General features: G+C 63.0%; 16 protein-coding genes and 1 tRNA gene. 12 read left to right on the top strand and 5 right to left on the bottom strand.

Features of this window, described 5'->3' with window-relative positions; all coding sequences use genetic code 11:
* Positions 1 to 25: 25 nt before the first annotated feature.
* The 5 genes from ACWGKN_RS12635 to ACWGKN_RS12615 all read right to left on the bottom strand — a co-directional run bounded on the left by ACWGKN_RS12635 (position 26) and on the right by ACWGKN_RS12615 (position 4,981).
* A complete protein-coding gene (locus tag ACWGKN_RS12635) occupies positions 26 to 1,702 on the bottom strand; it encodes an FAD-dependent oxidoreductase (RefSeq protein WP_052159681.1) in 1,677 nt (558 codons plus the stop codon).
* Positions 1,703 to 1,731: 29 nt separating this feature from the next.
* Positions 1,732 to 2,550 (bottom strand): hypothetical protein, encoded by an 819-nt coding sequence (locus ACWGKN_RS12630; RefSeq protein WP_052159682.1) that lies wholly within the window; start codon positions 2,548 to 2,550, stop codon positions 1,732 to 1,734.
* A gap of 503 nt (positions 2,551 to 3,053) precedes the next feature.
* Complete coding sequence (gene tpx, locus ACWGKN_RS12625; protein WP_035226954.1) at positions 3,054 to 3,554, bottom strand: thiol peroxidase; 501 nt, start codon at positions 3,552 to 3,554, stop codon at positions 3,054 to 3,056.
* Positions 3,555 to 3,758: 204 nt separating this feature from the next.
* The gene (locus tag ACWGKN_RS12620; protein ID WP_035226956.1) at positions 3,759 to 4,130 is read right to left on the bottom strand and encodes a cupin domain-containing protein; all 372 of its coding nucleotides are present in this window, start codon (positions 4,128 to 4,130) and stop codon (positions 3,759 to 3,761) included.
* A gap of 53 nt (positions 4,131 to 4,183) precedes the next feature.
* Positions 4,184 to 4,981 (bottom strand): MBL fold metallo-hydrolase, encoded by a 798-nt coding sequence (locus ACWGKN_RS12615; RefSeq protein WP_452095380.1) that lies wholly within the window; start codon positions 4,979 to 4,981, stop codon positions 4,184 to 4,186.
* Positions 4,982 to 5,245: 264 nt separating this feature from the next.
* Between ACWGKN_RS12615 and ACWGKN_RS12610 the strand changes: the two genes are divergently transcribed.
* The 12 genes from ACWGKN_RS12610 to ACWGKN_RS12555 all read left to right on the top strand — a co-directional run bounded on the left by ACWGKN_RS12610 (position 5,246) and on the right by ACWGKN_RS12555 (position 18,090).
* Positions 5,246 to 5,842, top strand: coding sequence for a YfbR-like 5'-deoxynucleotidase (locus tag ACWGKN_RS12610; RefSeq protein WP_052159684.1), 597 nt, complete (start codon positions 5,246 to 5,248; stop codon positions 5,840 to 5,842).
* A 38-nt stretch (positions 5,843 to 5,880) separates the two neighbouring features.
* Positions 5,881 to 6,714 carry a DUF169 domain-containing protein gene (locus ACWGKN_RS12605; RefSeq protein ID WP_035226957.1) on the top strand — a complete coding sequence of 278 codons (834 nt, stop codon included), beginning with the start codon at positions 5,881 to 5,883 and terminating at the stop codon, positions 6,712 to 6,714.
* 24 nt (positions 6,715 to 6,738) lie between these two features.
* Positions 6,739 to 7,713, top strand: coding sequence for a radical SAM protein (locus tag ACWGKN_RS12600; RefSeq protein ID WP_424254810.1), 975 nt, complete (start codon positions 6,739 to 6,741; stop codon positions 7,711 to 7,713).
* A 108-nt stretch (positions 7,714 to 7,821) separates the two neighbouring features.
* Positions 7,822 to 9,036 (top strand): DUF748 domain-containing protein, encoded by a 1,215-nt coding sequence (locus tag ACWGKN_RS12595; RefSeq protein ID WP_452095379.1) that lies wholly within the window; start codon positions 7,822 to 7,824, stop codon positions 9,034 to 9,036.
* Between the two features lie 123 nt (positions 9,037 to 9,159).
* Positions 9,160 to 9,510 carry a hypothetical protein gene (locus tag ACWGKN_RS12590; RefSeq protein ID WP_035226964.1) on the top strand — a complete coding sequence of 117 codons (351 nt, stop codon included), beginning with the start codon at positions 9,160 to 9,162 and terminating at the stop codon, positions 9,508 to 9,510.
* Between the two features lie 122 nt (positions 9,511 to 9,632).
* Positions 9,633 to 10,727 (top strand): deoxyguanosinetriphosphate triphosphohydrolase, encoded by a 1,095-nt coding sequence (locus ACWGKN_RS12585; RefSeq protein WP_452095378.1) that lies wholly within the window; start codon positions 9,633 to 9,635, stop codon positions 10,725 to 10,727.
* A 249-nt stretch (positions 10,728 to 10,976) separates the two neighbouring features.
* On the top strand, positions 10,977 to 13,646 hold the full coding sequence (locus tag ACWGKN_RS12580; RefSeq protein WP_452095377.1) for a valine--tRNA ligase: 2,670 nt from the start codon (positions 10,977 to 10,979) through the stop codon (positions 13,644 to 13,646).
* A 9-nt stretch (positions 13,647 to 13,655) separates the two neighbouring features.
* Positions 13,656 to 14,492, top strand: a complete 837-nt coding sequence (nadC, locus tag ACWGKN_RS12575) for a carboxylating nicotinate-nucleotide diphosphorylase (protein WP_035226968.1) — start codon at positions 13,656 to 13,658, stop codon at positions 14,490 to 14,492.
* A gap of 137 nt (positions 14,493 to 14,629) precedes the next feature.
* A complete protein-coding gene (locus ACWGKN_RS12570; RefSeq protein WP_452095376.1) occupies positions 14,630 to 15,514 on the top strand; it encodes a hypothetical protein in 885 nt (294 codons plus the stop codon).
* Positions 15,515 to 15,591: 77 nt separating this feature from the next.
* Positions 15,592 to 15,667 (top strand) — tRNA-Phe (locus tag ACWGKN_RS12565).
* Positions 15,668 to 16,044: 377 nt separating this feature from the next.
* Entirely contained in the window at positions 16,045 to 16,218 is a 174-nt protein-coding gene (locus ACWGKN_RS12560) for a hypothetical protein (protein WP_424253127.1), read from the top strand.
* Positions 16,219 to 16,398: 180 nt separating this feature from the next.
* Positions 16,399 to 18,090 carry an IS1634 family transposase gene (locus tag ACWGKN_RS12555; RefSeq protein WP_452095375.1) on the top strand — a complete coding sequence of 564 codons (1,692 nt, stop codon included), beginning with the start codon at positions 16,399 to 16,401 and terminating at the stop codon, positions 18,088 to 18,090.
* Positions 18,091 to 18,225: the final 135 nt, after the last annotated feature.

Here is an 18,225-nt window from a genome sequence, read left to right as displayed (position 1 = left end):
CCGGCTGGAGGCGGCCGGCGCCCGGTCAGCGGTTCTCCGCCCTTTCGTCCTTCCCCTGGAGACCGAGGTTGCCGGCGTAATGGCCCAGCACCTCGGCGATCTCCCGCTCGATCCTTGGCTCATCCCACCCCAGTTCGCCGGCCATGACGCCGGCGATCGCCCGCAGGTCGTGACGGTCCGGGCAACCGGTCGTGCCGCTGTCGGTCCGCCGCAGGACGACATCGGTCAGCTTGACCGCCATCTCCTCGCGGACGGCGTGGATCACCTCGGCCGCCAGCAGCGGCGGGTCGAGTCGCAGGTACGAGGCCGACCGTTCGTCAGCCGCGATGATCCGGAAGACATCGACACAGTCGGGGCCGTAGACCTGCTCGATATGGCCAAAGCGTCGGCCATAGGCATCGATCAGTCGCCGGTCGGCGAAATCGTGGGACCGGGGACCGAGCGGGGCGTTTCCGCCGCCTTTCCCGTCGGTTGCCAGCAGCAGTTCGACCTCTCTGGCGATGGCCGGGGCGGTGGTGTACTTCACCCCCTCGATGGTCAGCAGGCCCTTGAGGCCGTCGGCCCGGGTATGGTCGATCACCTTCGAGTGCTTGACCAGCTGCGGCGCGGCGCTGTGGCGCACGCTGGTGGTGGGGCGGTAGGCGGGGACCAGCCCGGCGTGGCTGAAGACCACGTCGTCCATGGTCAGCCGGGCCATCGGGTAGATGGTGTTGACCTCCCGCAGGATCTCGATGATGTCGTCGTCGGTGACGGTCGTCGCCGGCTCCTGACCGGCGGTGTAGCGGTAGGTGGTGCCGATGATCGTCCGGTTCTGCCAGGGGGCGAAGAAGAACAGGCGCTTGCCGCGTTTGAAGGCGGCGTCCTGGTCGACATAGTCGGGGGAACCGGCGAGCCCCACCCCGTAGCCGGGGAAGAGGGCGCGGTCGACGACGATATTGACCGCCTTGGCCAGGTCCTCGGTGGTCGGGAGCTGCCGCGAGCGGCGCTGGATCTCGCCCAGCCAGGGCCCGGCGGCATTGATGACGAGCGGGGCGTGGATGGCGAAGGCGGTCCCGCCGAGCCGGTCGCTGACCTCCACCCCCCTGACCTCCCGGTCGGCGATGATGATCCGGTCGGCCTGGAGATAGTTGGCGCAGACGGCATCGTGGCGCATCGCCTCCTTGATGAAGGCCAGGGTCATCCGCTCGGTGTTGACGATCAGGTCGTCGTACCACAGGGCGGCGCCGGTCAGCCCCTCGGCCTTGATCCCCGGGCCGATCGCCAGGCATTCCCGCCGTGACAGGATCCTGCCGCGCTCGGCCCGGTTGGCCGGCGGGGCCCCCTGGTTGCGGTCGCAGCCGATGAGGTCGAACAACGCGAGGGCAACGGCCATCACCGGTCGGCCTTCGAGGCCATGGCCGTAGGTCGGCATGATGCAGGGCATCGGCTTGACGAGGTGCGGGGCCATCTGCATGAAATACTTGCGCGACCGGATCGATTCGCGGATGCGCTTAAAGTTCAGGTGCTGCAGGTAGCGCAGGCCGCTGTGCAGTATCTTCAGGCTGTTGGCCGAGGTGCCGCTGCCGAAATCGTTCTGTTCGACGAGGGCGATCTTCAGGCCGGCGGCGGCGAGTTGGCGGAAGATGGCGGCGCCATGGATGCCGCCGCCGATGACGACGGCGTCGAAGGTATGGTCGCGGAGCAGGGAGATATTTCGTTTCATGATCGGGGGGTACGCGTTGTGGTTATGGTTCAGCCGAGCCGCAGGGCGATCTGGTCATAGCAGAAACTCCAGGACGATTCGAGGCGGCCGAAGGGCTGGATTCGGGTATCGGCGGCCGTCAGGGCCTGTGCAAGGGAGTGGCCGGGCCGGGCCGGGTCGAGGCGGCAGTCGATGCGATCGCCGAAACTGCCGGCACCCCGCCTGCTGAAACTGCAGCGCAGCGGATCGGAACCGCGGAGGATCCTGATCCCCGCGGCCGTTGCCTGCCGGAACTGCGGCACGAAGGGCCAGAACGCGGGGCGGCCGCCGTTGTCGCCGACCAGGATCGGGCCCTCTTGGGGGGCGGCGAGGAAATCGCTGACGACCCTGCTCCGCCGGCCCAGCCACTTGCCGACGCCCCAGGGCAGCAGCGGCAGGCCGCCGGCCTCGCGGATCCGCCGCACCGTCGCCTGGAGATCGAGACCGTCGGGGATCTCGGGCAGGGTGCAGAGCGCGAGGAGCTCGAGGTGCTCGGCGGTGACGAGCTGCTGCCCGGCGATGAGGTAGATCGTGTCGCCGGTGCGGTTCCGGGCCCGCAGCGAAATGGTTTCCCTCGTCGCCTCGAGCCGCCAGGCGGCGGCAGCGGCTGTCGGCAGCGGTTGCGCCGTCAGCTCCCGAAGGGTTGCAAAGGTCGGCCGGGCGGCCGGTTCGGTCAACAGCAGGACGGAGGTCGGGGGCCGATCGCCGAGGTTGCGGCGAATGGCCGCAAGGGCTGAATCGAGCAGGGCGGCAGGGTCGCTCAGGTCATGGAAGTGGACATGGCTGTCAACGGCGACGACGGTGCCGTCTGGGGGTGAAATCGGGGGCATGAAGTGTTCGGGCCTGGGTGAATTCGTGTCAGCCGGCGATGACCCGCTCTGCCGGGGCAACTTGGGCCGGTTGTACCGGAACGGGTGATTGGTGTTGGACGCAGTGGTCAATCTCATAGCCAATGGCATTGCTCCTGTCAAGGCTTTTCCCGGCTGGTCTTGAGGACGGGCAGGGAGGGCGGCGCCCGGCCCGGCGAAAAGCTGTCGCCCTGTTACCGCCGCTGCGTTGGGATGGCCGCATTTTATTGTACAGGGCAACGAGTTCGGGAGAATATTGCAATGCCGCCGGGGTTCTTCTGCCCCTCGGCGAGGGGTCAGGGACGGGAAAAGAGCTTGATCCTGACTTTTTCATTCCGGAGTTTGCCGACCAGTCAGCGGCGGGTGAAACCGGTGGTGGCGGAGGATGGATTGTCCGGGGTGACGGCCGGGGGGAGGTGCAGGGCCGGGCGGTCTCCACCCGGTCCGCTCGCGGGAGCGGTCCGGGTCGAGGCGAAAGCGGGGGGTTATGACAGCATGCTGATGGCCTTGTGGTAGTCGGGTTCCTGGCCGATTTCCGGTACCAGTTCGGTATAGACCACCTTGCCGTCGGGATTGATGATCACCACCGCCCTGGCCAGCAATCCCGCCAGCGGCCCGGTGGTGATGGTCACGCCGTAGTCGGTGCCGAAGGCGGGGGCGCGAAAGACCGACAGCGGGATGACGTTGTCCAGGCCGTCCGCCTCGCAGAATCGCTTGTGGGCGAAGGGCAGGTCGGCGGAGATGCAGAGGACGACCGTGTCCTTCTGGAGAATGGCCTCGGCATTGAAACGGCGCACCGAGGCGGCGCAGACCGACGTGTCGATACTGGGAAAGATGTTGAGGACGATGGTCTTGCCGGCAAAATCGTCCTGGCTGCAGTTGGAGAGATCGGTCCGGGTCAGGGTGAAGGCTGGGGCCTGGCTGCCGATGGCCGGCAGGTTGCCTGCGGTCTCGATCGGATTCCCTTTCAGTGTGATTGTCGCCATCAGAGTTCTCCTGGGTGAAGGTTCAGGGCAACGGGAACAATCTCCCGCCGCATCGGGGTACAACCCGATAACAGTAAGTGTCCACAACAACTATTCGTATCCCGTGGCCTTCTGTCAAGAGGGGGTATCCGGTCGAGTACGCGATGGCGCCGCCGATCGCTGGAAAAATCGGCGGTGGCCGCTCCCCGGGACGAAGCGGCGGGATCAATAGCGGGTCGATCGCAATTCCCGTGGATCTGAAGCCTTTCTGACGGTGTAGCGGCTGGGTTCATCGAAGAAGGCGATATCGGCGTAACCGGCATGAATCCTGCCTGAATGGCGGACTCCCGCCGGGATGTGGTAGCGGTCGCCTTTGTCGAAGGTGTATTCCTGGCCATCGATGACCAGATCGATGCGCCCCTCGAGGACGAAGCCGGTCTGGGCGCCGTGGGCGTGCTCAGGGAGATCGACGTCTTCGGCGAACTCCATGAACAGGATCTGGTGGGAGTCGGCCTGGGAGAGGTAGGCGGTGGCGCCGTCCAGCGGGATATTGGCCAGGGGCAGGGCGGTGATCGATTCGGAAAAGATGCTTCTCATGGGTTGTCCGTTGTGGGGGAATTGGCCGGATGGTGCGGCGGCAGTCGGTGGATTCATGGGGCCGGCGACGGGTGTGGCGTTGAGGCGGGGTTCTGCGCCGGGGTGCAGTTATTCAGGTTGTCGGCGTGGGTCCGGCGGTAGAACGGGTTGAGATCGTTGAGATCCGGCCCCGACCGTCCGGCCTGCAGGTCCTCGAGATAGTCGAGCGTCCGGCGGATGATCTCCTTGCCGCCCCAGGGGCCGTGGGCGGGGATGACGGTTGCGACCCGCGGGTCAATCAGCCACCGTTGGAGTTCATCCTGCCACCGGTTGAGCCGGCATTCCGCCGGGACGCAGGGCAGGGGCGTCTCGACCGTGTCGCCCATCAGCAGCAGGCGGTGCTCGGGGATCAGGCCGACGATCGAATCCGGGGTATGGCCGGGCAGGGGGCTCAGTTCCAGGGTCAGCCCGCCCAGGTCGAGGACCGTAGTAGGCGCGTCGAAAACCTGATCCGGCGGTACGAGGCGGACGGCGTCCCATCTCCCCGGTTCGTCGTGCCGGCGCTGGCGCAGGGTGGCGGGGACGTCGGCATCGAAGCGGCGGCGGCAGAGCCGGTGGCCGACCACGGCGAGACCGGGGCGCTGCAGGGCGGCCGTCCCCCAGACATGATCCCAGTCGGCATGGCTGTAGACGACGATGAGGCGGCGGTCGTTCAGCAGCGGCAGCAGGGACTGCATGTCGTCCGGGTGGGTCAGGGTGTCCCAGACGACCACCGCCTCCCGGCCGAAGAGGACGGCGCCCCGGACCAGGTAGTCGGGGAAATCGACCTCGGTGAGCACGATCTGGTCGTTGTAGTGGTGGAGAGTGGTCATGATCTGTAGTCATCAGCTGATTTTGTCGGTTGGCCGTCATCCGATTTTGTCTGCCGGAGTGTAATTGGCCCGGCTGCCGATGCAAAGGAAAATTCCGCCGCTCCGGCCAGAAACCCACAGGGCGCAGAGGTCCTTGGACAGGTCCGGCAAAAGATGGTAGGATAGTGGGGTATCGGTGCCGGACAAGGACCGTCCGGCGGCTACCGTTCGTGAACGACGGATCATGCACCGGCGTTCTCCTGCAAATCCGTGCTGCAAGAGCCGATGACCCTGCCCAGACTCGAACTCGCCGATCTCGCCCGCGCCGGTCATGTGACCCGCTGGCACAGTGTCCGCACCTCCAGGGACCAGACCCTGGCCGAGCACCTCTTCATGGTGACCCGGATCGCCAGCCATCTGGCCGGGGACATGTTCGGGCCCGACATCGACGCTGCCGCCCTGCTGCGGATCATGGAATACGCCTCGCTGCACGATGCCCCGGAGCTGCTGATGGGCGACCTGCCGAGCCCGCTGAAGCGGCATATCGAGGCGATCAGCGGCGCCGACAACCCGGTCCGCGAGATCGAGAGGCAGATCGCGCCGTGGCTCGAGGACATGCGGGAGGACATCCGCCGGCGCAATCCGGAACACCTGGCGGTCATCAAACTGGCGGACCTGATCGACGCCATCCTGTTCATCGACCACGAGGGCATTGGTCCCCACGCCCGCGCGGTCTGCAACGGCCTGCTGGAGATCTTCGACCGCAAGATCGACGAGGCACAAGCGTTGTATCCCGCCTATCGCTGGGATATGGCCGCCTCGCTGCTGGAAACCCTGCGGCAGGACACGGCCGTTGGCCAGATCGCCTTCGAGCGGGCATAGGATGCAACGACAGCAACAGCAACGAGAGGAGTCGTACCATGCAGGCAGTGATCGAACGGGAACTGGCGTCGTTTATCGACCGGCTCGGCCTGGCCGAGGAGCCGCTGGGCCTGGTGTACAGTGACGAGATGCCCGAGGGGGCGATGACGCCGCCGGCCATGGAGCCGCCGACCCCGGAACGGGAACAGCGGGGCGAGGTCGACTGGCAGGCGGTCTTCGCCTCCTTCGCCTGCGTGATGGGGCTGATCTGGCGGGTGAGGCAGCAGCAGGCGGTGGCCGCGTTCGCCGCCGACCAGCCCGGCTGTCCGGGAGGGTCCTTTTTCCTCGGCTTTCACAAGCCGCAGACCGAGACCATCCTCCGCTATGTCACCACGGGGATCCCCGGCTGGTCGGAGGGCGAGCACTACTGCGAGTCGCCTGAGGCCCTGCGGGCCATCTTCGCCCGGCTGGATCCGTGCCCGGCCCTCAAAAAATATTGCATTGTCAAGCCGATCCGCCAGTTCAAGGGCGAAGAGGAACCGGCCCTGGTGATCTTCTTCACCCGCCCGGAACCGCTGTGCGGCCTGCACCAGCTGGCGACCTTCGTCACCAACGACCCGGAGGTGGTGATGTCGCCCTGGGCCGCCGCCTGCGGGTCGATCGCCGCCTGGCCCTTCCATTACCTCAGCCGTGGGGCGATGAAGGCGGTACTTGGCGGCTGGGACCCGTCGGCGCGGAAATTTTTCCGGCCCGACGAGGTGTCGTTCACCGTGCCCTGCGGCATGTTCGTCTCGATGCTCGAGCGCTATCGCGAGTCCTTCCTGATGACCGACACCTGGCAGACCGTCGCCAAGAAGGCTGCCCGGAGCCGGCGGACCTGGGGCGGGCGGTGAGGACCGGCAGGAAGAGAGGAAGAAATGTCCTTTTCGGCGCGACTCAGTCACTGTGAATGCTGCCCGCGGCACTGCGGGGTCAACCGTCTGGCCGGCGAGGCCGGGTTCTGCCGGGTGCCCCCCGGCATCCTGATCTCCCATGCCGGCCTCCATTTCGGCGAGGAACCGCCGCTGTCGGGCACACGCGGGTCGGGGACGGTCTTCTTTGCCGGCTGCAACCTCCGCTGCGTCTTCTGTCAGAACTACCAGATCAGCCAGGAATTCGAGAACAATCCGACCCGGCTGCTGACCGTCGATGAGCTGGCCGCGCTCATGCTCCAGCTGCAGGACGAAGGCGCCCACAACATCAACTTCGTCTCCCCCTCGCACATGGTCCTGCAGATGGCCGACGCCATCGTCCTGGCCAAGGGAAAGGGGTTGACCATCCCGGTGGTGTACAACTCGAACGGCTATGACGAGGTCGCGTCCCTGGAGCTGATCCGGGGGCTGGTCGACATCTACCTGCCGGACCTCAAGTACCTCGACAACGGCCTGGCCAAAAAACTGTCGGCGGCAGGCGATTACGCCGATGTCGTGCCCGGTGTCCTGCGGGAGATGCTTCACCAGGTCGGCCACCTGCAGGTGGATGGTGAGGGTGTGGCGACCCGGGGCCTGCTGGTGCGCCACCTCGTGCTGCCCGGCCATCTCGACAACAGCCGGCAGTGCCTCAGGTTCCTGGCCGAGCTGTCGCCGGAGATCTGCGTCAGCATCATGTCGCAGTATTCGCCCCAGTACCAGGCCTGCCGGTATCCCGGTATCGACCGGACCCTGACCGAGGACGAGTATGACGAGATCATGGGCCATGCCCTCGACCTCGGCCTCGACAACGCCTTCATCCAGGAACTGGCCAGCCAGGACCTGCTGATCCCCGATTTCCGTCAGGATAAACCCTTCGAGGCCGCCGCTGCTGACGAGCCCTGCCGGTCCGATCAGCACATCCTCAAGAAACGGAAGACCTGACGGCCGTGGGTGATGGGCCTGGGAAGATAGTGTTCCACTATTTTAGATACATATCATCGATGACGGCCGCTGGGGCGGTTATCCCGCCGTCTTCGATCGGATTGGTATATGAATGACAGAATACGGAAGCTGTTGACCGGCAGATATTTTTACATCCCGGTGGCCGCCGTACTGCTTTACACCCTTGCCGGTTTTGTCGCCGCGCCGAGAATCATGCGCTGGTACGTGCCGAGATACGCCGCACAGAACCTCGATTGCCGGGCCGCCGTCGAGCGCATCCGGATCAATCCGTTCCTGTTGAGTATCGAAGCCGACCAGTTCAGCCTGCAGCAGGCGGACGGGTCGCCGATGCTGGCATTTGCCAGGCTTTTCGTCGATCTGGAGGTGAGCAGCCTGTTCCATTGTAACGGGACCTGTCGCCTTGCCGCCGCAACCAAAGACGGCGAGTCGGTCCCGTGGCAGGGGGAGATCTCCCTCTCGCCGCTTCGCTCGAAGGGCAGGCTCACCCTCGATGCCATCCAGGCGGCCAGCCTGTGGCAGTTTTTTCGGGACCGGGTCAACCTGGAGCAGCCTGCCGGTCGGATCAATGTCACCGGCGATTATCGCCTGAACGCCGAAAACTCAACGCTGCAGTTGATCCTCGAAGGGCTGCACGTCTCCTCCGCCGACCTGGCGCTCAAACTGCCGAAAACCGACCGGGCCTTTTTCCAGGCGAAAAAACTGGACCTGGAGGCCCCCCGCTTCGACCTGGCGGCCGGGGAGTTGCACGTGGCGCGGCTGCTGCTGGCGGATGGGGCCGTCGATGTGCGCCTCGACGATGGCGGCGGCCTGAACCTGCAGCAGGTCGTCCGGCCGACGCTGCCTGAAAAATCCCCGGGGAAAAAGACCCCGGCCCCTGCCGTCCCTCCACCGCCCGCTACAGCAGCACCTCCCTTCAAGATCAGGATCGACGCCGTCGATGTCAACAATATCGCCGTCGATCTCGACGACCGGAGCCGCAAGACCCCGATCAGGGCGACGATCGCCGGGGTTGATCTCCATCTGCAGGCAGAGCTGGCCGCCGGTGCCGATACCGGCGGGACCGTGCTGCGGAAGATCACCAGCGCCCTGCGGGACTTCCGCATCCAGCGCGACCGGGCGGCGGCCCCGCTGTTCGCCGCGGAAACGCTGAGCGCGGAAGGCGGCGAATGCGATCTTGGCGCCCGGTCGTTCTCCCTGGAGCGGCTGGCATTGGCCCGCGGCGGGATCGACCGCTACCCCGGTCAGAACGCGGCAGCCGGGAGAGCGGGAGCGGCCGAATCCATCGCCGCCGGCCGGCAATGAATTTTTTCACCCCGGAAAATGACGGCCATAGCTTGACATATGATGTCATTCCGTCGACAATGTCACGGTTTGAGGCCGCTGGTGCCGGTGGGGCGGGGCCAATTCCAACGAGGGACATGAGCCATGAACATTGTGGTGCCGACCGTGCTGCTGGTTCTGCTTGCCGCCGGCCCTGTGACGGCGGGCGAGCAGGATTTCATCCTGGTCAACCGGACAGGGGTCGAGATCTATGAGCTGTATATCCGACCGACTGGAGCCGATGACTGGCAGGAGGATGTGCTGTCGGTGGATACTCTGCCGGATGGGCAGGAAATCGAAATCGATTTCGCCCCGGACGAAGAGGCCGATTACTGGAATATCCGGGTCGTCGACGGCGAAGGCGATGCGATCGACTGGCCGGAGGTGAACCTCACCGAAATCTCGACGATCGTCCTGTCGTTCGAGGACGGTCTGCCGGTGGCGCGTTATGAATAAATTCGAGGAACAGCCCTTCATTCCGTCCGGTGCGCCATTCCCGCTTGCGTTTGTCTCCCCTGGTGTGTAAGAAAAGCCGGTGAGGTCAAGAATCTCTACTCCTGGACAGGCAGAGAAGCGGCATGGCATTCATTCCTGTGGTCGGTACCTCGATCAGAAGACAACTCGAAGAACGGGAGGAACAGATCCTCTCCCCCTACGCCACCCTGAACAGGCGGTCCAGAGGGAGGACCAGGCCGGAGGATGACGATCTCCGCGACATCCGCCTGCCCTTCCAGCGCGACCGCGACCGCATCACCCACTCCAAGACCTTCCGCCGCCTCAAGCACAAGACCCAGGTCTTCCTGGCCCCGACCGGCGACCACTACCGGACGCGGTTGACCCACGTCCTCGAGGTCTCGCAGATTGCCCGCAGCATGGCCACCGCCCTGTGCCTCAACGAATGCCTGACCGAGGCCATCGCCCTCGGCCACGATCTCGGCCACACCCCCTTCGGCCATGCCGGCGAGGCCACCCTCAACGAACTCCACCCCGGCGGTTTCCGTCACTACATCCACAGCCTGCGGGTGGTCGACACCCTGGAGAACAACGGCCAGGGCCTCAACCTGACCTTCGAGGTCCGCAACGGCATCGTCAAGCATTCGAAGGGCAACGGCGACATCCTGCCGAAAGATTCGGCCGAGATCCCGGCGACCCTCGAGGGCCAGCTGGTCCGGCTTTCCGATATCATCGCCTATGTCAACCACGACATGGACGATGCCCTGCGCTCGGGGGTGCTGAAGGGCAAGGACCTGCCGCAGAAGATCAAGGACGTCGTCGGTGAGCGGCATTCGAAACGGATCGGGGCCATGGTCCGGGACCTGATTGTCGAGACCCTGCGGGCGGATGACGGCCGGCTCCACGTCAGCGAGGCGATGCTCGAGGCGATCACCGACCTCCGCGCCTTTCTGTACGACAATGTCTATCGCTATTACAAGGTCCATAACGAGTTCGAGAAGGCCCAGAAGATCATCCGCGAACTCTACGGCTATTTCTTCGAGTATGGCCTCTCGGGGCGGATCGGCGAGGGCTGGGAGCCGGGCGAGGAGGAGAGCGACTGGCCGAACGAGAAAATCGCCCACCGCCAGGTCTGCGACTATATCGCCGGCATGACCGACCGCTACGCCCTCAATCTCTACGAGCAGATCTTCCTGCCCAAACCATGGAGCGCCAGGTAGGCGCCGGTTGCCGCCGCCGATCCGATCGTTGACCCATTGGCCCGAAATGGCCGCATTTTCCCTCTCTTTTACGCAAAAACTGTTGAATTAAAGATCCTTCCTCGGTAGTGTCTGGGCAGATTCGATGTTCCCGGATCCCCCCTGCATCTCCCCCACCGGCCTTTTCCATCGCCGGCGCCTGCCCGCCGATATTACGGCAGTGAATTCAGCGGGACGGGCCGACTTACTCCAACTTTCATCAAACTGGTCATGGCAAGCAAAGAAGAAAATCTGTTGAGCAAGGGGTACGATTTTTCCCTGGTCGAAGAAAAATGGCTGCGGCACTGGCTGGAGCACGACTGTTTCGCGGCGAAGATGGAGGACGGACGGCCCTCGTTCTCGATCGTCATCCCGCCGCCCAACGTCACCGGTGTCCTCCATGTCGGCCACGCCCTCAACAATACCCTGCAGGACATCCTCACCCGCTATCATCGCATGTGCGGCGACAACACCCTGTGGCTGCCCGGCACCGATCATGCCGGCATCGCCACCCAGAACGTCGTCGAGCGGCAGCTGGCGAAGGAGGGCAAGAGCCGGCACGACCTCGGCCGCGAGGCCTTCATCGACAGGGTCTGGGGCTGGCGCGAGGACAAGGGCGGGACCATCATCAACCAGCTGAAACGGCTCGGTTCGTCCTGCGACTGGCAGCGCGAGCGGTTCACGATGGACGAGGGGCTGTCGAGAGCGGTGCGCGAGGTCTTCGTCCGCCTGTACAAGGATGGCCTGATCTACAAGGGCGACTATATCGTCAACTGGTGCCCGCGCTGCCACACCGCCCTCGCCGATGACGAGGTCGAGCACGAGGACAGAAAGGGCAAGCTCTACCATATCCGCTACCCCTATGCCGACGGTTCCGGCTCCGTCGTGGTGGCCACCACCCGGCCCGAGACCATGCTCGGCGACACCGGCGTCGCGGTCCATCCCGACGACGAGCGCTACCGCCACCTGGCCGGGGTCGGCATCCGCCTGCCGCTCACCGGCCGGATCATCCCGGTGGTCTACGATCACCACGTGCAGATGGATTTCGGCACCGGCGCCCTCAAGGTCACCCCGTCCCACGATCGCGACGACTACGAGATCGGCCGCCGCCACGGCCTCGACCTGCTCAAGGTCATGGACGACATGGGAGTCATGAACGAGGCGGCCGGCAAATATCAGGGACTCGACCGATTCGCCTGCCGCCAGCAGGTGGTGGCCGATCTGGAGGAACTGGGTCTGCTCGACAAGGTCGAGGATTACGACCATGCCATCGGCCTCTGCTACCGCTGCAAGACGGTCATCGAGCCGACGACCTCGATGCAGTGGTTCGTCTCGGTCCGGCCGCTGGCCGACAAGGCGGTGGCGGCGGTGCGCGACGGACGGATGAGGATCTACCCCAGGACCTGGTACAACACCTTCTACAGCTGGATGGACAACATCCGCGACTGGTGCATCTCCCGCCAGATCTGGTGGGGGCACCGCATCCCGGCCTGGACCTGCCGCGACTGCGGCGAGCTGATCGTCGAATCGATCGACCCCGAGCGCTGCCCGAAGTGCGCCTCTTCCCGCCTGGAACAGGAGCATGACGTCCTCGATACCTGGTTCTCCTCGGCCCTGTGGCCCTTTTCGACCCTGGGCTGGCCGGAGCGGACCCGGGAACTGGCGACCTTTTATCCGACCTCGGTCTTGATCACCAGTTTCGACATCCTCTTCTTCTGGGTGGCGCGGATGATGATGATGGGCCTGCACTTCATGGACGAGGTTCCGTTCCACGACGTCTACCTCCATGCCCTGGTGCGGGACAAGCATGGCAAGAAGATGTCGAAATCGACCGGCAACGTCATCGATCCGCTCGAGGTCATGGACCGCTACGGCACCGACGCGATGCGCTTCACCCTCACCGCCTTCGCCGCCCAGGGCCGCGAGATCCGGCTCGACGAGGACCGGATCGAGGGCTACCGCTTTTTCATCAACAAGATCTGGAACGCCGCCCGCTTCGCCCTGATGCACGTCGGCGACTGCGGCCCGGAGGTGAAAGAGGTCTGCCGCCGGCCGCAGGGACTGGCGCTGGTCCACCGCTGGATCCTCAGCCGGACCGCGGCGACCATTGCGGCGGTGCGGGACGGGCTTGACGGCTACCAATTCAACGATGTGGCCTCGGTCAACTACCAGTTCATCTGGCACGAGTTCTGCGACTGGTACCTGGAGTGGATCAAGGCCGACCTGTTCAGCGACGACGACCGGGCCAAAAGCGATGCCCGCGGCGTCCTCCTGACGGTGCTCGAGATCGTGCTGAAGCTGATGCACCCGATCACCCCCTTCGTCACCGAGGAGATCTGGAGCGTGCTGCCCGGCGACCGTCCCACCCTGATGCTGGAGGCGTTTCCGGAGCGGCGGAAGCAGTGGGCCGATCCGGCGGCGGAAGGGGAGATGGCGACGCTGATGGGGATCATCACCGGCATCCGCAACATCCGATCCGAGGCCGACATCCACCCCTCCGCCCGCATCGAGGCCTGCGTGGTCTGCGCCGACGCCGAAACCAAACGGCTGATCGATTGCTACACCGCCGCGCTCTCCGACATGACCCGGCTCAGCGGCCTCGCCGTCCAGGTCCTGGGCGACAAGCCGGCCGATGCCGCCACCTACATCTACAACGATATCGAGATCTACGTCCCGCTCAAGGGCCTGGTCGACGTGGCGGCCGAACTGCAGAAACTGGGGCGGGAGCGGGAAAAGACCGAGGCCAAGCTGCGCCAGGTCAATGGCAAGCTCGGCAACGAGAAATTTCTGGCCAACGCCCCGGCCGATGTCGTGGCCGGGGAACAGGAGAAAAAGGCGGCCCTCGAGGCCCGTTTGACGGCTATCGCCGAGGCCGAGGGACGGTTGAAGAACATTGCCTGAGACGAAATCATGGACAGGAATCTGCTGCAGGGGATGATCAGGTCCTTCCTCGCCGAGGATATCGGCCGGGGCGATCTGACCAGTGAATCGATTTTCAGCGACACCGATACCGGCAGCGCCCGGCTGGTATCTCGGCAGGAGTGCGTGGTCGCCGGGGTCGGGGCGGTGGCGGCCGAGGTCTTCCGGGTCCAGAACCCGGCCCTCGAGACCATCGACCCGGTGGCCGACGGCACGGTGGTGCATCCCGGCGCTGTCCTGCTGACCGTGCGCGGGCCGGTGGTCGACCTGCTCAAGGCCGAGCGGGTGGCGCTCAACCTGCTGCAGCGCCTCTCCGGCATCGCCACGTTGACGGCCCGCTTTGTCGAGCTGGTCAAGGGGCAGCGGGCGCGGATCACCGATACCAGAAAGACCACGCCGGGCCTGCGGCTGCTGGAGAAATACGCCGTTATGGCCGGCGGCGGCAGCAACCACCGCTTCAACCTCGCCGACGGCGTGCTGATCAAGGACAACCATATCGCCGCCTGCGGCAGTATCACCGAGGCCGTGGCCCGGGTCAGGGCCAAGGTGCCGCACACCATCCGCATCGAGGTGGAGACCGAGGATATCGATCAGGTCAGGGAGTGCCTGGCCTGCCGGGTCGATATCATCATGCTCGACAACATGGGGATAAAGGCGATGCAGGAGGCGGTGGCCTGTATCGACGGCCGGGCCCTGGTGGAGGCCTCGGGCGGAGTCAATCTCGCAACGGTGGCGGCGATTGCCGCCACCGGGGTCGATATCATCTCCATCGGCGCGCTGACCCATTCCGCTCCCGCCTGCGACATCGGCATGGACTGGTCCGTGTAAGTGTTTGCGGCGATGGAAAAATTCTTGATTATTCGTAATAAAACGTGTGATAATGCGGCACAATATATGTCGGGTGCGGCTCCGGTCGCCAGGATCTGTGACCATGGACCAGGGAATATCTCAATAGAGGAACACTCATGCGCTGCCCAAAGTGTGGATTCATTTCGTTTGATCAACTGCCGAAATGTGTCAAATGCGGTAAAAGTTTCAGTAATATAGCCGACCTGGTACACGGGACGGCTTTCAGCGTTTCGGCGCCGCTCTTCCTCAAGATCCAGGAAGTGACGGAGACGAAGGCATTCGGCGATGATATCAAGATAAGCGACGAGATGGCCGAGGAGTTCGAGGTACAGGATCCCGATCTTGAAATTCTGTTCGAGAATGAAGAAGGTGAAACCGGAGCCGAGCCGTCTGCCTTGCAGATGGATGCCGTTGATGATACCGCGTTGAAGGAGGAGATAGAGTCTTCGCTTGAGTTCGGCAAGGACGAAGAAGAGGGAGAGATTTCAATCGATCTTTCGCAATTCCAGAACGATCTCGAGGGGCCGGTTCTTGGCGGAACAGTTGCGGCTCTTGGAAGTGCAGGAAAGATCAACCGGGAATTGCCGGATGAACTTTCGGATATTTCCGACCTGGCTCCGCCGCCCAGGGAAACTCGATCACCGGCAACGGTGGAAGCGGATGACGATTTTGACTTCAGCCTCGATCTGGGGATGGATAATCTCGGGGGCGGTCCCTCTCCGGCAGTAAGTACATCGAAGGTCGCGCAACCGGCAGCAGAGAATGCGGATGACGAGCTCGATTTCAGCCTCGATCTATGGATGGACGACCTCGATGACCGCCCCGCCCCGGCGAACAGGGAGACACCTCCAGCCGGCGACATCGACTTCGGCGGATTAGATTCACCCTCTATTGGAAAAACGAAGGGCTCGGGACGGAAGCCTGTCGCCGATGACTCCGATTTGGATTCGGACCTGGATTTTGACCTCGATCTCGGTGGACTCACCCTGGACAAGGATTGAACCCGCAGGAGGTCTGGTCGGGGGAGAAAATGGTTGACATGGTTTTGCGATTCGTGTAAAAAGCCCACCTACAAGGTGCCGGGATAGCTCAGTCGGTAGAGCAACGGACTGAAAATCCGTGTGTCCCTGGTTCAATTCCTGGTCCCGGCACCAGCAGATACAAGCGCTTAGAGTTTCAAGACTCTAGGCGCTTTTTTGTTTTAGGTCTGTTTGTACAACCCCTGTACAACCTTTTTTCCGAATGCCGGGTTCTCGCGCGTCATATAGCCTCAGTGTCGCCAGATTTTCAATACGATTCACCAGCCTGGTTATCGTTGGCATTTATGGTCGAACCGGCCATGGCACGGGGAGACAGTCGGTATGTGGCGACGATTCTGGTCGATGTAGTGACGGCATGGATGAATGGATTGTGGTAAGAGCTGAACGTACCCGGCGCCAGGGTAGCAGGTCCGCTGCCGTGATTCCGTGCCATAATCAATTTGTCGGAATCGCCGGGTATTTTTCCTGCTTCTGTCCAAGAGGGGGAGATTATGATGGACGAACTTGAAGAATTGATCGATGCCGCCCATGAGCTCTATGGCGACTACTCGATTTATGAGGTGATGGACTTGGAAGACCCAGCCGCCGCCATCGAACGAAAGTTCGAGACGTACAACCCGCCAGATGGGGAAAGGATTGAAAGGTATTTTTCCGTCCTCGACTGAACTTGGGTTTACGGCCAGTAGGCACAAAACTGGCCAAAATCGCCACCTCGTCTCACCCGAGACCTTGTAATTTCATAGAGTTGCTGATTTGACTGCATTTGTTAGAGCGAAAAAGATGTAGGCACACGAATTGAATTTCTCGTCTTGCATTTTCACAAGATACACGCTAAACAAGTAAGCATGTATCTGCGATCAACCAAGCGCACCAACAAGGACGGCTCGGTCGTCGAATACTTCCAGCTCGCCCATAACGAGCGGCATCCAGACACCCGCAAACCCGTCGCTAAAATCATCCACAACTTTGGACGGGTCGACCAGCTCGATCGCCAGGACCTGGTGCGTCTCTGCCAATCCATCGGTCGCGTCTGCGGCCTGCAGATCAACGATCCGCTGGGTTCCAACCCGGTCTCGACCGATGCGATCGGTCTGCCGACCGATCTGAAAATCAGACAGACCATGGCACTCGGCTGTCCATTGGTCATCGAGACACTCTGGGAAAGGCTCGGCCTGAAAAAGGTCCTCAAAGCCATCGAGCAAACTGCTGGCACCCGAGCGCCTTACGAACGGGCACTGCTGGCCATGGTCGCCAACCGGCTCTGCGAGCCGGAATCCAAGCTCGGGGTCTGGGATCGCTGGTTGTCCAAGGTTTACCTGCCATCCTGCGACGGGCTCAAGCTGCGGCAGATGTACGAGGCCATGGATCTCCTCCATGCCAATATCGAAGAGGTCGAGAAGGCCGTGTTTTTCAATACCGCCAACCTCTTCAACCTGGAGGTCGACCTGATCTTCTACGACACCACCACTGCCTCTTTCCATGTCGATTACGAAGACGACGACACCGAGACCAACACCACCCTGCGGAAGTTCGGTCACGCCAAGGAGGGCAACTGGGCGCCGCAGGTGGTGGTTGCCCTGGCGGTCACCCGTGATGGCATCCCGGTGCGCAGCTGGGTACTGCCCGGCAACACCGCCGATGTCAGCACCGTCGCCAAGGTTCGGGCCGATCTTCGCGGCTGGAACCTCAACCGGGCGATGTTTGTCGCCGATTCGGGGATGAACTCCGAAAACAACCGGACGGAGCTGGCCAAGGCCTGTGGCAGATACCTGCTTGCCTGCCGGATGGCGAGCGTTGCCGAGATTCAGCGCGAGGTGCTGACCAAAAGGGGGCGATACACCCGGTTCAACGACAACCTTCATGCCAAGGAGGTGATCGTCGGCGACGGAGAGAGAAGGCGTCGTTATATCCTCTGTTACAATCCCGCAGAGGCCGAGAGGCAGGGTCAGCACCGGCAGATGCTGGTCGAGCTGCTGGAAAGCGAACTGGCCAGCCATAAAGATCAATCGGCCAGCGCCCAATGGGCGATCGAGCTGCAGGCTTCCCGGCGCTTCAAACGCTATCTGCGGAACACCAAAAACGGCCAGGTGCGTATCGATCGTGCCGCAGTCGTCGAGGCCGCCAAATATGACGGCAAATGGGTGATCGAGACCAACGACGACAGCATCAGTCTGGAGGACGCCGCTTGTGGCTACAAGAGCCTGATGGTCATCGAACGGTGTTTCCGGTCGCTGAAGCGGACCCGGATCAAGATGACTCCGATGTACCATTGGGCTTCCCGGCGGATTGAAACCCATGTCAAGATCTGCGTGCTGGCACTGCGGATCGAACGGGTCGCCGAGATCTCCTGTGGCCTGCCGTGGCATCATATCAAGCGGGCGCTGGAGACGCTCCAGATCACAGAATTTTTTGATTTAAAATATCGTGTGCTCATGCGCAACGAGGTGACTCCCGAAGCAGAAAACATTTTAAAATCATTGAAGATAAAGCCTCCGCCCCTGGTCATTCAGCTGACCGAAGACAGCAGGAATCTGTAGACACACGACGAAAATCGCCACTCGGCGCAAACCCAATACCAGCAAGGGTTTTAGCCGATCTGCAAACTTACTGGCCGCAAACCCAAGCTGAATCAGAGCAAGCATGGAGAGAACCGGCGCCGCTTTAGCTTCCGA

Source organism: Desulfoprunum sp., from assembly GCF_053613775.1.
Note: the sequence above shows the minus strand (reverse complement) of the source record. Positions and strands in the feature narration are given on the sequence as shown.